Origin of the sequence: Luteibacter yeojuensis, assembly GCF_011742875.1 — a bacterium.
Classification (GTDB): domain Bacteria; phylum Pseudomonadota; class Gammaproteobacteria; order Xanthomonadales; family Rhodanobacteraceae; genus Luteibacter; species Luteibacter yeojuensis.
Window position 1 is genome coordinate 3,257,265 of record NZ_JAAQTL010000001.1, and the last position, 13,690, is coordinate 3,270,954.

At 67.0% G+C, this 13,690-nt stretch carries 12 protein-coding genes; 7 read left to right on the top strand and 5 right to left on the bottom strand.

Annotation, left to right across the window (positions count from 1 at the left end; genetic code table 11):
• The first annotated feature begins 10 nt into the window (after positions 1-10).
• A complete protein-coding gene (locus HBF32_RS14700) occupies positions 11-1,516 on the top strand; it encodes a serine hydrolase domain-containing protein (RefSeq protein ID WP_166700342.1) in 1,506 nt (501 codons plus the stop codon).
• Here the strand turns inward: HBF32_RS14700 and HBF32_RS14705 are convergent.
• Both HBF32_RS14705 and HBF32_RS14710 read right to left on the bottom strand, forming a co-directional pair.
• Positions 1,513-2,196, bottom strand: coding sequence for a type 1 glutamine amidotransferase domain-containing protein (locus HBF32_RS14705; RefSeq protein ID WP_166700343.1), 684 nt, complete (start codon positions 2,194-2,196; stop codon positions 1,513-1,515). The genes HBF32_RS14700 and HBF32_RS14705 overlap by 4 nt on opposite strands.
• A complete protein-coding gene (locus HBF32_RS14710) occupies positions 2,193-2,384 on the bottom strand; it encodes a hypothetical protein (protein ID WP_166700344.1) in 192 nt (63 codons plus the stop codon). The genes HBF32_RS14705 and HBF32_RS14710 overlap by 4 nt, the downstream gene beginning before the upstream one ends.
• Positions 2,385-2,596: 212 nt before the next feature.
• Here HBF32_RS14710 and HBF32_RS14715 point away from each other — a divergent pair, with 212 nt between their 5' ends.
• The 4 genes from HBF32_RS14715 (at position 2,597) to HBF32_RS14730 (ending at position 5,839) form a co-directional block, all read left to right on the top strand.
• Positions 2,597-2,869 carry a DUF2845 domain-containing protein gene (locus HBF32_RS14715; RefSeq protein WP_166700345.1) on the top strand — a complete coding sequence of 91 codons (273 nt, stop codon included), beginning with the start codon at positions 2,597-2,599 and terminating at the stop codon, positions 2,867-2,869.
• 120 nt (positions 2,870-2,989) lie between these two features.
• Entirely contained in the window at positions 2,990-3,997 is a 1,008-nt protein-coding gene (locus HBF32_RS14720; RefSeq protein ID WP_166700346.1) for a two-component system sensor histidine kinase NtrB, read from the top strand.
• Complete coding sequence (gene ntrC / locus HBF32_RS14725) at positions 3,994-5,379, top strand: nitrogen regulation protein NR(I) (protein WP_166700347.1); 1,386 nt, start codon at positions 3,994-3,996, stop codon at positions 5,377-5,379. Before HBF32_RS14720 ends, ntrC begins: the two co-directional genes overlap by 4 nt.
• Positions 5,380-5,383: 4 nt before the next feature.
• A complete protein-coding gene (locus HBF32_RS14730; RefSeq protein ID WP_166700348.1) occupies positions 5,384-5,839 on the top strand; it encodes a GNAT family N-acetyltransferase in 456 nt (151 codons plus the stop codon).
• A 96-nt stretch (positions 5,840-5,935) separates the two neighbouring features.
• Here the strand turns inward: HBF32_RS14730 and HBF32_RS19530 are convergent, their stop codons facing one another.
• Together HBF32_RS19530 and HBF32_RS14740 are read right to left on the bottom strand one after the other, a co-directional pair.
• Positions 5,936-8,431 (bottom strand): sensor domain-containing protein, encoded by a 2,496-nt coding sequence (locus HBF32_RS19530; protein ID WP_166700349.1) that lies wholly within the window; start codon positions 8,429-8,431, stop codon positions 5,936-5,938.
• A 77-nt stretch (positions 8,432-8,508) separates the two neighbouring features.
• Positions 8,509-9,636, bottom strand: coding sequence for a hypothetical protein (locus tag HBF32_RS14740; RefSeq protein ID WP_166700350.1), 1,128 nt, complete (start codon positions 9,634-9,636; stop codon positions 8,509-8,511).
• 183 nt (positions 9,637-9,819) lie between these two features.
• Here HBF32_RS14740 and HBF32_RS14745 point away from each other — a divergent pair, with 183 nt between their 5' ends.
• Positions 9,820-11,106, top strand: a complete 1,287-nt coding sequence (locus HBF32_RS14745; RefSeq protein ID WP_166700351.1) for an acetyl-CoA C-acetyltransferase — start codon at positions 9,820-9,822, stop codon at positions 11,104-11,106.
• A gap of 2 nt (positions 11,107-11,108) precedes the next feature.
• Positions 11,109-11,681: an energy transducer TonB gene (locus HBF32_RS14750; RefSeq protein WP_166700352.1), complete on the top strand. Its 573-nt coding sequence runs from the start codon at positions 11,109-11,111 to the stop codon at positions 11,679-11,681.
• Between the two features lie 21 nt (positions 11,682-11,702).
• On the opposite strand, the gene HBF32_RS14755 is transcribed toward HBF32_RS14750, so the two are convergent.
• On the bottom strand, positions 11,703-13,667 hold the full coding sequence (locus tag HBF32_RS14755; RefSeq protein ID WP_193570371.1) for a phospholipase D family protein: 1,965 nt from the start codon (positions 13,665-13,667) through the stop codon (positions 11,703-11,705).
• Positions 13,668-13,690: the final 23 nt, after the last annotated feature.

Below are 13,690 nucleotides of genomic sequence, written 5' to 3' on the forward strand. Positions count from 1 at the left end.
GACATCCGACATGCAGTTCATTCGAAAGCGCGCTTTCCATAGCGCGGCGGTTATCGCTGCGGCATGTTCCGCCCCTGTCCTCGCTGAGCCGGCCCGGTGCCCTGCCATCGACGAGGCGGCGGGCGGTCCCAGCAACGCCCATACCCGCTATGTCGAGGCCAATTTGCAACCGCCGGTCATCAAACGCGGCGACAAGCCGTTCAGCCTGGCCGAGCGCATGCGCCGATACGAAGTACCCGGTATCAGCATCGCCGTGATTCACAACGGCAAGATCGACTGGGCGCGCGGCTGGGGTGTGCGCGACACCGCAAGCTGTGCACCTGTGACGCCGGACACGGATTTCCAGGTCGCGTCGATCAGCAAGGTCGTGACGGCCGTGCTGGCGCTTCGGTTGGCGGGGCAAGGGTGGATCAGCCTGAACCGGGACATCGACGATGCGCTTGATTCGTGGAAGCTGCCCGAGGATCCGAAGCTGGCCCCTCATGGGGTGACCCTTCGCCAGCTGCTGAGCCATACCGCCGGGCTCGGTGTTCATGGCTTCGCCGGTTACGCGCCAGGCGCGCCGCTACCCACGCCCGCGCAGATCCTCGACGGCATGCCGCCTGCCAATACCCCCGCCGTGCGCAGCGTGCTCCCGGCGGGTGCGCAATTCGAATACTCCGGCGGCGGTTACGTGTTGACGCAACTCGCTCTCTCCGACGTGAGCGGCATGCCCTTCGAGAAACTTGCCCAACGCGAAGTGTTCGGTCCTCTCCACATGACACGAAGCGCCTTCGCCGCGGTGCCGCCGCCGGCGATCCGCGCCAACATGGCATCCGGTCACGAGAACGGCACGCCGATTCCCGGGGGCTACCTCGCACAGCCGGAACTTGCCCCCGCCGGGTTATGGACAAGCGCGGGTGATCTCGCCCGGTTGCTGATCGACGTCCAGGCATCCGCCGAGGGCAGGCAAGGTCATCGCCTCACGCCAGCCATGACCCGGAGGATGCTGACACCGGTCAAGGACAATTGGGGACTCGGCGTCGCGTTGTATACGGGTAAACAGGAGCGGTTCGGACACGATGGCGTGAACAGGGGATACGAATCCTTCATGGTGTCGTACGTCGGCAAGGGCGATGGCGTAGTAGTCCTGACCAATGGAGGTGACGGCCGCCGACTGATGAATGAAGTGGTGCGCGCCGTCGCCACCGACTACGGCTGGACCGACATCGCTGCCCCGGCGACCGAGGAGAAGATACTGTCGCTCGCGGAGCTTTCGAAAGCGAACGGACGCTTCGTCGGTGGCGGACTCAACGTGGTCTTCGAAGCGCGCCCGGACGGGTTGTATGCAAACGCGGGCGCCCCCGTTCCCGAGCGCCTGATCGCGCTCTCGCCCACGCGCTTTCGATCCGAGTCCCTGGGCGTCACGGGTGAGTTCGCTCCCGACTTTTCGAGCATGACCTTTATCGAAGGCGGCCCACCGATGAAGCTCAAGCGCGTGGAGGCAGCGCCGCCACCGAAGACGGCGGCCAACTAGCGCGAGCGGAGCATTGCGAGGAGCACCGTGGCTCCGGGCCCGGACGATGCGGGGTTCTGGCCGGTGACAAGGAGGCCATCGACCAGTACGTAGATCTTCCAGTCGTCCGTCTTGGAGAAGACGCCGCCATTCTTCTTCAACGCATCCTCGACGAGGAAAGGCACGACGTTCGTAAGCTGTACGGCATCTTCTTCGGTATTCGTGAAGCCGGTGACCTTCTTACCCTTCACCAGCCATTCGCCATCCGGCCCCTTCACATGGCGCAACACGCCGGGCGCATGGCATACAAACGCGATGTGCTTGCCGGCGGCGTAGAACGATTCGATCAGCTTGATCGAGACCGGGTCTTCGGCCAGGTCCCACATCGGGCCATGGCCGCCCGGATAGAACACGGCATCGAATCCTTCGTGTGAGACCTCGGAGAGCTTCACCGTCTTCGAAAGCCTGTCCTGGGCTACCTTATCCTTCTTGTAACGCGCGGTCAGTTCCGTCTGGAATTCGGGATCGTCGCTCTTGGGATCGAAGGGTGGCAGGCCGCCCTTCGGCGAGGAAAGCACCAGGTCCACGCCGGCTTCCTGGAACACGTAGTACGGTGCAGCGAATTCCTCTAACCAGAACCCGGTCTTCTTGCCGGTATTGCCGAGCTGGTCGTGGGACGTGATGACCATCAGGATCTTCATGGCTGCACCTCGCGCTTCGGAAGCGCAAGAGTGGAGCCTTCGACGTGAATTTTCTTGCTATAAGCCCGCCGGTCTTGGGGTTTCTTCCTGTGGCGCTCAGGGTGGCGGACGACACCATGATGATTCTGAAAAATGCGCTCAACGAGAGACAAGGGCAAAGCGGTTTTGGCGTCGACGGCATAGCTCATCAACCTTTCTCCTGACACGCGACGTAGTTAGCCTCGATCAGCTTACGCGGCCTTGTTAGGTAGCCAAGAAATTCTTCACCCGCCGGTTCAGGAAAAAATAGGCGCTCAAAGCCTCTTGATGCCTTCAGGCTCGAACGAGCTGGAAGGCGATCTTGATCGGACCGACCTGGCACGGCGGTTTATGCTCGGCATTTTCCGGATAAGGAGACCTCATGAAGCTCACCGTCGCTGTCTTCATCCTCGCCTTCCTCGCAACAAGCGCCGCGGCTGCCGACACCTATCGCTTCGGTTCCCAGGTGATCTCCACCGGCGACAGCGAAGGTCGCCTGCGCCAGGTGGCAGGCAAGCCGGATCGCGAAACCCCTATCGAGACCCGTCGTGGCGGCCTGGAAGGCTACCGGCTGGAGTACTACCGGCGCGGCAAGTCGGTGCAGATCGAGGTGGTGAACGGCAGGGTGGCCAAGATCACGCAGATCGACAGCTGACGTCGATTACCCCAAATGCGGCCACGCAAACCGGTGCCTATTTGGTACGAGCGTGCGCTCGCCGGGCTTTACGCCTTGGCGTGCATTGCAGCAGTCGCCATAAATCCCTAAATTGGTGCAATGCACGCACCAGACCAAGCCGAACTCCTGACGCTCCTGGGCACGGGCGTAGCCCTGCTCGAGCCAGACGGTCGCATGTCATGGCTCAATCCCGCCCTCGCCGAAATGCTCGGTGTAGGCCAGCGCACGGCTACCGGCCAGGATCTGACGACTCTTATGCGGAATCCGGCGCTGGCTCCCCATCTGGAACGAGCCCGCACCGAGCGGCGTGCCTTCAACCTGCGAACAGCCTGCCTTGGCGTCGGGCGTGGCCAGGAACTGGTCGCCGACGTCTCCATGCAACGGGTCGACGATGGCCGGATCCTGGTCGAGGTCCACCCACTGGCCGCCGACCTGGCCCCGGCCGACACGCCGTTGTCCGCCACGCTGCGCGGCTTCGCCCATGAGGTAAAGAATCCACTGGCAGGCCTGCGCGGCGCAGCCCAGCTGCTCGAACGCCGGGTCGGCGACGCCGACCTCCGCCGGCTTGCCGCCATGGTGATCGCCGAAGCCGATCGCCTCGCCACACTGGCCGACGGCCTGCTGCGTCACGGCGGCGCGGCGCGGATCGCGCCGGTCAACGTGCATGAACTCCTCGAGCGCCTCGGAGCACTGCTCGCCTCGGAGCCCCATGCCCCGGACATTCGGCACGACTACGATCCGAGCCTCCCCGACATCCTCGGTGACGCAGACCGTCTGCTGCAGGTGCTCCTGAACCTCGCGCGCAACGCCATCCAGGCAGACGCGGGCACCGTCACGCTCCGCACCCGCGTCGAACACGGCGTCCGCCTCGGTGATCGCATCGCGCGCGCCGCGCTTCGTATCGACGTCGTCGACAACGGCCCCGGGGTACCGGACGATCTGCGCGACACGCTCTTCCATCCGCTCGTCTCCGGCCGGCCCGACGGCACCGGCCTGGGCCTCGCCCTCTCGCGCGAAATCGCGATCGAGCACGGCGGCGACCTGCGTTACACGAGCCATCCCGGCGAGACGACCTTCTCGCTCTACCTCCCGATGGAGCGCCCATGACCGAGACCTGGATCGCCGACGACGACCGTGGCGTGCGCTTCGTGCTCGCCGAAGCCTTGCGCGACGCCGGCCATAGCGTGCGCGAATTCAGCACGGGCGACGCGGTGCGCGCGGCGCTCGCGGAAAGCCGGCCCGACCTGCTCGTCACCGACGTGCGCATGCCCGGCGAGGACGGCTTGCACCTCCTGGAATACCTGACCCGGCGCAACATCGGACCGGTGATCGTGATGAGCGCCTATACGGATGTGGCGACGACGGCTGCCGCGTATCGCGCGGGGGCCGCGGATTACATCGCGAAACCCTTCGACCTCGATCTGGCCGTGCAGGCGGTGGAGCGTGCGCTGGCCGCGGCGCGCGAGGAAGTCGTCGTGCCGCCGACGCGGGCGGACACCCACCCCCTGCTTGGCGAAAGCGCGGCGATGCGCGAAGTGTTCCGCCTGATCGGACGCGTGGCGGCGAGCGACCTCAATGTGTTGATCACCGGGGAAACGGGCACGGGGAAGGAGCTGGTGGCGCGCGCGTTGCACGACGAGAGCGCGCGAAGGGGCAAGCCTTACGTGACGCTCAATACGGCCGCCATCCCTTCGGACCTGCTGGAGAGCGAGCTGTTCGGTCACGAGGCGGGCGCCTTCCCCGGTGCCACGCGCCGGCATGCCGGCCGCTTCGAGCAGGCCGAGGGCGGCACGCTGTTCCTCGACGAAATCGGCGACATGCCGATCGCACTCCAGGCGCGGTTGCAGCGAGCGCTGGCCGGTGGCGAGTTCTACCGGGTCGGTGGCCGCGAGTTCATGCGCGGCGACGTGCGGATCGTGGCGGCGACGCAGCAGGATCTCGATGCACGGGTGACCGCCGGCCACTTCCGCGCCGATCTCAAGCACCACCTCGACGTGGCGCGGATCCACCTGCCGTCCCTGCGCGACCGCCGTGACGACATACCCCTGCTGGCGAAGCACTTCCTCGCGCAGGCGGCGACCGAACTGAACCTGCCGCCGAAGCGCTTCTCCCGCGGCGCGATGAAGCTGCTGGAACAGCGCGAATACCCCGGCAACGTTCGCGAACTGGAAAACCTCTGCCGCCGGCTGGCCGTCATCGCGCCCGCCGTGGAGATCCAGGCGGGCGACCTGGGCAGCCTGTCGATGGGCCAGGCGCGCGGTACCGAGTGGACCGAGGCCCTGCGTCTCTGGGCGCAGGACGCGCTGGCGCAAGGCGAGCCGGATATCCACAATCGCGCCCGCGAGGCGCTGGATAAAACCCTGTTGCAGGTCGCGTTGCTCGCCAACGACGGTCACCGGCAGAACGCGGCGGCGGCCCTCGGGGTCGGCCGCAACACCCTTACCCGTAAACTCGGCGCGTCGCGCAAGCGACGCCCATCGAATGGATGACCTCATGTCTCTGGAGATTCGTCGCGCGGCGGAACAGGATGCCGACGCCATCGCCCGCTGGAACATCGCCATGGCCTGGGAGACGGAGCGCAAGACGCTCGATCCCGCCACGATCGGTCGCGGCGTGAAGGCTGTTTTCGAGGAGCCGCGCCGCGGCTTCTATCTGGTGGCGGAACTCGATGGAACCGCCGTGGGCTGCCTGCTGGTCACGTATGAATGGAGCGACTGGCGGTGCGGCGACTTCTGGTGGGTGCAGAGTGTCTACGTCGCGCCGGAGGCGCGGCGGGCCGGTGTGTTCCGGGGGATGTACGCGCATGTGAAGGCGATGGCGGAAGGCGCGGGCGCCGTGGGACTGCGGCTTTATGTGGAGCTGGAGAACGAGCGGGCGCAGGCGACGTACGCCGGGCTCGGGATGGAGCGGTGTCATTACTTCATGTACGAGGCGCCGCTGGAGTCGTAGCCGTATCCGATGTAGGAGCCGCTATAGCGGCGAGGGCGAGCTTGCTGTCGTGCCGCGAGGTTTCCTCGCGGCTATAGCGGCTCCTACATGATCGTGTCAGTCCTGGATAACGGTCGGATCGCCCATGTCCACCACCGAGATGCGCTCCTCGAAGTCGCGGGCGGTCATGGGTTTGCCGAAGAGGAAGCCTTGCATCTGCGAGCAGCCGGCCGCCCCGAGGAACGTCGCCTGCTCCATGCTCTCCACGCCCTCGGCCAGCACCTGCTTGTTCATGCCCCTGCCCATCGCGACGATGGCGCCGACGATGGCGGCGCTGTCGTTGTCCCAGGCGACGTCGCGGATGAAGGCGCGGTCGATCTTGAGGATGTCGATAGGGAAGTGCTTCAGGTACGAGAGGCTGCAATAGCCGGTACCGAAGTCGTCGAGGCTGAGCGCGACGCCCAGCGACTTGATCTTGCGCAGCAGTTCCGCGATGTGGTCGCCGCCTTCCATCACGGTGCGCTCGGTGAGTTCCAGCTCGAGCAGCGTGGGATGCAGGCCGGTTTCGACGAGCACGGTGCGCAGCGACTCGTAGAAGCGCGTGTGCTGGAACTGCAGGGCGGAGACGTTGACCGACACGGAGAGCGGCCGGTACAGGCGCGTCCACGTCTCCGCCTGCCGGCAGGCTTCGCGCAGCGCCCATTCGCCGATGGGCACGATGAGGCCGCAATCTTCCGCGACGGGGATGAACTCCTCCGGGGAGTAGACATCTTCGCCGTCCGCCTGCCAGCGCAGCAGCGCCTCTGCGCCGACGATGGTGCCCAGTTCCACGTCCACCTTCGGCTGGTAGTGCAGGCTGAGTTCGTTGCGGGCGAGCGCCTTGCGCAACGCCACCTCGATGCGCATGCGCGCGGTGTTGCGCTCGTTCATGCTCGGGTTGAAGAAGCGGTAGCCGTTGCGGCCCTGCATCTTCGCTTCGTACATGGCGGTATCGGCGTTGCGCAGGAGCGATTCGGCATCCTCGGCGTCGTCGGGGTACACGCTGATGCCGATGCTGAAGCTGATGGTGAGCGCCGAGGCGTCGACGCCCAGTCCCACGGCCTGGCTGCAGGCGGCCAACACCTTGTCGGCCACCGCGCTGGCATCGCCCGGGCCATCGATGTGCGGCATCAGCACCACGAATTCGTCGCCGCCGAGACGGCTCACGGTATCGTCGGGACGCACGGCGCCGCGAATGCGCCGCGCCACTTCCTGCAACAAGGTATCGCCGGCGGCGTGGCCCAGCGAATCGTTGATCTGCTTGAAGTGGTCCACGTCGACGAAGAGCAGCGCGGCGCGCTGGTTGCGCCGTGCGGCCACGGTCACCGCGAATTCCATGCGCGAGGTGAGCAGCGCGCGGTTCGGCAGCCCGGTGAGCGTGTCGTGGTGCGCGAGGTGGGCCATCTTCAGCGCCAGGGCCCGCGTTTCGCTCACGTCGTGGAACACCACCACGCCGCCGACGACGTTGCCGGCGTGGTCGTGGATGGGGGCGGCGGAATCCTCGATGGGGCTGTCGAAACCGTTGCGGTGCACGAGGATGGCGTCGGTGGTGAGGCCCACGATGCTGTTCTTGTTCACCGCCATGATCAACGGGTTCGGGATCGGGCGGCGGGTGAGCGGATCGCGCAACTGGAAGATGTCGTCCATGGGCCGGCCCACGGCTTCGTGCTGCGACCAGCCGGTCATGGCCTCGGCGATGGGATTGATCGAGGTGACGACGAGCTGGGTATCGGTGGTGATGACCGCGTCGCCGATGGACTTCAGCGTGACTTCCGCCAGTTCGCGCTCACGGAACAGGGCGTCTTCGAACGCCTTGCGCTCGCTGATGTCCTGGATCTGCGAGATGAAATACAACGGCTCGCCATGCTCGTCGCGTACCAGCGACACGCTGAGCTGCACGTGCACGACATGGCCGTCGCGATGCATGTAGCGCTTTTCCATCTGGTAGGACAGATGCTCGCCCGACAAGAGGTTCGTGACGAAGCCGAGGTCCGCCGCCAGGTCGTCGGGATGGGTGATGTCCTGGAAGGTGGTGGCCATCAAGGCGTCTTCGTCGTACCCGAGCATGGCGCAGAGTGCCTTGTTCACCTGCAGCCAGCGGCCGTCGGGCAATACCAGCGCCATGCCGATGGCGGCATAGCGGAAGGCCTGCGAGAAGCGCCGTTCGCTTTCCTTCAGCCGGGCTTCGAGCACGCGCCGTCCGGAGATGTCGGCCAGCAGGATGACGAGGCCGAGCACGTTGCCGTCGTCGTCGAGGTCGGGCGAGAACGTGGCCTGCGCGTAGTGGTCGCCCACGCTGTTGCGGAGGCTGCGCTCGACCACCATGACGGTGCCGGCGAGCGCCGCGCGCAGGTCCGGCTCGATGCGCGCATACAGGGCCGGATCGATGACATCCGCCATGCGCCTGCCGACCACGTCGGCATCGTGGATGTTCATCCAGGCGAGATAGGCGGGGCTCGCGTAACGGTAGCGCGTCGTCGTGTCGACGTACGCGATCATCGCCGGTGCGCGCTCGAGCAGATAAGCGGACCAGTCGGAGGATGAGCCGTTCGCGGGGGGAGTGGAGTAGCGCATGGAGCCGCCGGGGTGACGTCGGCCCACTCTAATTCGTCAATCCCGCCGCGTACATCGAACGATTCGTGAAAAGCGTCTCAATGTACGACGGGCGCGGGAGCGGACAACGCGCCCTCGGCGTCGAGGAGCATGCGGCCCAGGGCATGGATTTCCGGAGTGGCGCCATAGCGCTCCACCATCGCGTCGAGCAGCGGCGCCAGGGCATCGGGTGCCAGCGGATAACCGTGGGCGAGGACGCGGGCCTTGCCCGGCGCGGGCTGGGCCACCGTGATCGCCGCCATGCCGAGTCCGGCGGCCTCGTGGGCGTACAGGGCGGGCGGCGGCAGGGCCGGGTCCGCCTCCGCCATCGGCTCCAGCAAGTAACCGGCCGTCCGGGCGGATTCGCCTTCGAGGTGCAGGGGCACGTGGTGAGCGGCCAGCAGGGCGGCGTACTGGCGGAGCTCGAAGAGCGTGCCGGCGAATTCGTGGGCGGCATCGCTACCCTTGCCGCCCGCGCGGGCGAACCAGGCGGCCGGGCCGGGAATGCCGACGCGGCCTTCGGCGTAATGCAGGGGCAGGCCGCGCGAACCGAGCGCGGTCTCGTCCTTGTACGGGGTGAGCAGGGCCGACTCGAGCACGGTCCACAACGGCGCCAGGTTCACGTGCTCGTACTGCACGCAGGTGAGGGCGATGAGGTCGTTACGGCTGAGATATCTCGCATGTTCCAGCCGCATGCCGAGGGTCCGCATGAGGAAATCCGCAGTGGCCGTGCCGGCTTCGCCGCGTCCTACCAGCTCCGTTTCCATGCGGCTGCCCATGTCCTCGGCCTGATCGGGCGGGACCAGCAGCATCCAGGGCAACAGCCGCATGGGGCCGCCCACGTAGGCGGGGTCGGGCACCAGCGGCTGGGCGGGCATGTGGCCCTCGTGGGTGCCGAAGGCCACCACGCCGCTTGCGTCGGTCACGCGGGGGATGCGCCGGGCCAGTTCCTCGAGTGTGGCGAATACGGGAAATCCGGGGCGCAGGAGCTCCACACCGTCGAACAGGGCGCCGGCCACGGCCAACCTGGCGGTCTCGATGCCCGGCAGGAGGGTGCGCAGGTCGTCGGCCATGAGGGCGGCGAGCGTCCGGGCTTCGTCCCGCGTGAGTTCCAGCCGGTCGGGCGATCCGCCCCCGGCCAGTTCCAGCGCCAGGACGGCGGGGCAGGCGATCAGCGACTCGTTCACGGCAGGTTTTTCCGAACGGCAAAGGAACGCGATTCTACCATCCGGCCAGGGCGGGCTTTCGCCGGGCGGGGATGCGGGTTAGCCTTGCCGATACGCGTACGTCGGCGATCGTCGGCGTCCGCGATCCCTTCTTCGCCTTGGCTGCCTGCGGGCATCCCCTCGTTCTGGACAGTTTTCTCAAGCATGGAAAAGTCGCAAAAGCGTGTGGGTGTGGTCGGCGGCGTCCGCATTCCCTTCTGCCGCAACAACACCGCCTATGCCGACGTCGGCAATTTCGGGATGTCGGTCAAGGTCCTCGGGGCATTGGTCGAGAAATTCGGATTGCATGGCGCCGAGCTGGGCGAAGTCGCCATGGGCGCCGTCATCAAGCATTCCTCGGACTGGAACCTCGCCCGCGAGGCGGTGCTGTCGTCGGGCCTGGCCCCGACCACGCCCGGCATCACCACGGCGCGGGCCTGCGGTACGTCGCTCGATAACGCCATCGTCATCGCGAACAAGATCGCCACCGGCCAGATCGACGCCGGTATCGCGGGCGGTTCGGACACCACCAGCGACGTACCCATCGTCTATGGCCTGAAGCTGCGCAAGCGCCTGCTCGCCATGAATCGCGCGAAGACGGTGAAGGAAAAGCTCCAGGTCGCCACGCGCGGTTTCTCGCTCAAGGAACTGAAGCCGTCGTTCCCGGGCGTGGCCGAGCCGCGTACCGGCAAGTCCATGGGCGATCACTGCGAGCTGATGGCGAAGGAATGGAAGATCGACCGGCTGGCGCAGGACGAACTGGCCCTCGCCAGCCACCGGAAGCTGGCAGCGGCTTATGAAGCCGGGTTCTTCGACGACCTCGTGGTGCCGTTCCGCGGCCTGAAGCGCGACGGCTTCCTGCGCCCGGACTCCACGCTGGAAAAACTGGGCACGCTGAAGCCGGCGTTCGACAAGACCTCCGGCCAGGGCACGCTCACGGCCGGCAATTCCACGGGCCTCTCCGACGGCGCCGCCGCGGTGCTCCTGGGCAGCGAGGAGTGGGCGGCCGCGCGCGGCCTTTCCATCCAGGCGTACATCACGCACGCGCAGGTCGCGGCGGTGGACTTCGTCCATGGCGAAGGCCTGCTCATGGCCCCGACCATCGCCGTGCCACGCATGCTGAAGCAGGCGGGGCTCACCTTGCAGGACTTCGATTACTACGAGATCCACGAGGCCTTCGCCGCGCAGGTGCTCTGCACGCTGCGCGCGTGGGAAAGCGAGGATTACTGCCGCAACCGCCTCGGCCTCGACGCGCCGTTGGGCGCGATCGATCCGGCCAAGCTCAACGTCAACGGCTCCAGCCTCGCGGCGGGCCATCCGTTCGCGGCCACCGGCGCGCGCATCGTCGCCACGCTGGCGAAGATGCTGGAACAGAAGGGGTCGGGCCGCGGCCTGATTTCCATCTGCACGGCGGGCGGCATGGGCGTGACGGCGATCCTCGAACGTCCCTGACCATGCTTGCCTTACGCACCAGTACCTCGCTCAGCGCCCTGGCACTCCTGATCGGCGTCGCCGGCACGAGCTGGCTGACCGCGCTGACCTATGAGCGCGCACCGAAGACGCGGGGCCTGGCCGAGGTGACGATGCCGACGGCCGCGCCGGCACGGGTGTCGAAGACAGTGTCCAGCGTGGCGCCGGCGCCGGTGGCCTCGCATGCCGACGGCGGCACCCGCCGTCATCGTGGCTCCGGCGAGGGGATGCCGGCGCGTACGGTATGGCGGACGCCGGTCGTCTCGGCGCCCCCCTCCCGGGCGCCCGCGGAACTGGTTCCCGTCTACATGCCCTCGCCGCGATACCCGATGTCGGCGCTGCGCGCGCGGCGCGAGGGCCGGGTGGTGCTGAGTGTGACGGTGACGCCGGAAGGCGATGTCGCGCAGGTCGCGGTGGGGCGTTCGAGCGGCGACGAGGCCCTGGACCGGGCGGCGGAAGAAGCCGTGCGCGGCTGGCGCTTCGCGACGGCCGACGACCGGACGGAGCGCTACACGGCCGACCTCCCGGTGAATTTCCAGCTGACCCGCACGAACTGATCCGCGGCTCCGACAGTTCGGTCAGAGAATGCCCGCGGCCGAGCTGCCGAAGGCCGTGATCATCCGGGTGTAGATGAGCTTCAGCGACACGTCGACTTCCGGGAAGTCGCCCACCGGTTCGTAGCACTCGAAGAAGCGCGGGTCGGACCAGCGCATGGGGATGCAGCCGGGCTTGAGGTCGTAGCTGGTGGCGTAGCGGAACGGCCACAGGTCGAAGAACGGCAGGCGTTCCGACACGTCGCCGATGAACTCGTTGATCGACGACAGCACCGGAATCGTCTTCCGGCGTGGCGCGATCACCCATGCGTTGCCGGGTGCGGTGTCCTGCATGATCGAATCGCGCAGGCGGTCGGCGAAGCGCTTGTCGTAGACGATCACGCCGGACTCGGTGTTGTAGTGGTCCGAGCGCGGATCGAAATTGTGCGTGCCGACCATCGCGAAGGTGTCGTCCACCACGATGGACTTCGCATGCAGGCCGAAACGGACGCCTGCTGTCAGAAGCGGCGCCGGGCGGTTGCGGGCACCGCGGCCGCCGCGGCTGCCGATGCCGAGCAAGCCGGAGTCTTCGGAAGGCGCCCCTATGTTCGCCGAACCGGCGTGCCGCCCGGCGCGACGTGCGTGCGCGCCGCTGCCGCGCGCGCCGTCCACCGGCGAACCCGCGATCGAGCCTTCCAGGGGCGGCGTGGCGACCCCTGTCGCCTGGCCCTCCAGGGCGTCCTCGTCGGCGTTGAAGGGATGCGGCTTCAGTTCGTAGATTTCGAAGCCGTAGTCGGTGAGGTAGCGCTTGCGATGCTTGTACGAAAGCGCATACACCGCGAAGGCGTCGGTGGAGGCCAGCGAATTGGTGGATACCACCACCCGGGGCGGGTCCGGCTGCCGGCCCAGCGCGCTGAAGATCTTCTGCGCCGGCTTGCTCATGACGAGATAAGGCGTCTGCAGCACGATCTCGCTCTTCGCGTTGCGCACCAGCCCCATGATGTGGCGCGTCAGGGCGCGCACCTCGCGGCGCTTCGGTTCGTCCGTCTTGCCCGGCAGGTCCGACAGGTATTCCACGCGGTTCATGCGCAAGGTGTTGCGGACGAGGTGCTCGTCGATCCAGGCGGGATCGGTGGCGTCCGCCACCATCCGCGCGACACGGTCCGGATGGTCGTACCGCGGCGGGTCCCAGTGGCGCGGATCGTCGGTGTCCGCCAGCAGCTCCCGGTTCACGTCGCGCAGGTGGGTGAGCGGCGCGGACCGCTTGTGCGTCCAGAACTGGTCGAAACTGGCACCCATCTCGCGTGCCGCGGGGCCGCCGACCATCACGTCGCGGTCGATGTAGTCGAAGGTGTCGTCCCAGTCGAAGTAGCGGTCTTCGTAATTGCGTCCGCCGGTGATGCCGATGAGGTCGTCCACCACCAGCAGCTTGTTGTGCATGCGCTGGTTGAATTTGTAGAAGCAGCAGAGGATGCCCGCCGCGAATTCCAGCGGTGGCGTGCGCGCACTGTGGAAGGTCGGGTTGTAGAGGCGGATCTCCATGCGGTCGCTGGCTCGGGCCAGCGCCGCCAGCAGGCCGGGGTCGCGGAAGGAGAACAGCTGGTCGGCCAGGATCCGCACGTGGACACCGCGTCTCGCGGCCTGCACCAGCTCGTCGAGCACGAGCTTGCCGGCATCGTCCTGTTCCCAGATGTAGGTCTGGACGTCGATGCTCTTCCTGGCCGCCCGGATGAGGTTGATGCGCGCCGCCATGGCGCTCTCGCCATCTTCGAGCAGCGTGGCCACGTGCACGGGCTTCGCCTCGGTGGAGGCCGCATTCGCCTCGAGGGCGGCGTCGATGAGTGGCGAAGGGGTGGCGCAGTGGCTGGCGTCGGCAGGATCGCAGGTGTCTTGCCGGTCCACGGTGAGGGTGACCACCGCGTCGGCCTTCTGGATGCGCGCCGGGGAAAGCGAGCAGCCGCCCGTGGCAAGCGTGGCGGCGAGGAGCAGGAGCGTAAGGAAGCGGCGCATGCCGCCGATCATAGGGGACGAGT

Bases quoted from the DNA above. Each gene is read 5' to 3' on its own strand.
- HBF32_RS14710 (WP_166700344.1), bottom strand. From the start codon at position 2,384: ATGAGCTATGCCGTCGACGCCAAAACCGCTTTGCCCTTGTCTCTCGTT.
- HBF32_RS19530 (WP_166700349.1), bottom strand. From the start codon at position 8,431: ATGCGCTACTCCACTCCCCCCGCGAACGGCTCATCCTCCGACTGGTCC.
- HBF32_RS14750 (WP_166700352.1), top strand. From the start codon at position 11,109: ATGCTTGCCTTACGCACCAGTACCTCGCTCAGCGCCCTGGCACTCCTG.
- HBF32_RS14720 (WP_166700346.1), top strand. From the start codon at position 2,990: ATGCACGCACCAGACCAAGCCGAACTCCTGACGCTCCTGGGCACGGGC.
- HBF32_RS14755 (WP_193570371.1), bottom strand. From the start codon at position 13,667: ATGCGCCGCTTCCTTACGCTCCTGCTCCTCGCCGCCACGCTTGCCACG.
- HBF32_RS14700 (WP_166700342.1), top strand. From the start codon at position 11: ATGCAGTTCATTCGAAAGCGCGCTTTCCATAGCGCGGCGGTTATCGCT.
- HBF32_RS14715 (WP_166700345.1), top strand. From the start codon at position 2,597: ATGAAGCTCACCGTCGCTGTCTTCATCCTCGCCTTCCTCGCAACAAGC.
- HBF32_RS14730 (WP_166700348.1), top strand. From the start codon at position 5,384: ATGTCTCTGGAGATTCGTCGCGCGGCGGAACAGGATGCCGACGCCATC.
- ntrC (WP_166700347.1), top strand. From the start codon at position 3,994: ATGACCGAGACCTGGATCGCCGACGACGACCGTGGCGTGCGCTTCGTG.
- HBF32_RS14705 (WP_166700343.1), bottom strand. From the start codon at position 2,196: ATGAAGATCCTGATGGTCATCACGTCCCACGACCAGCTCGGCAATACC.
- HBF32_RS14745 (WP_166700351.1), top strand. From the start codon at position 9,820: ATGGAAAAGTCGCAAAAGCGTGTGGGTGTGGTCGGCGGCGTCCGCATT.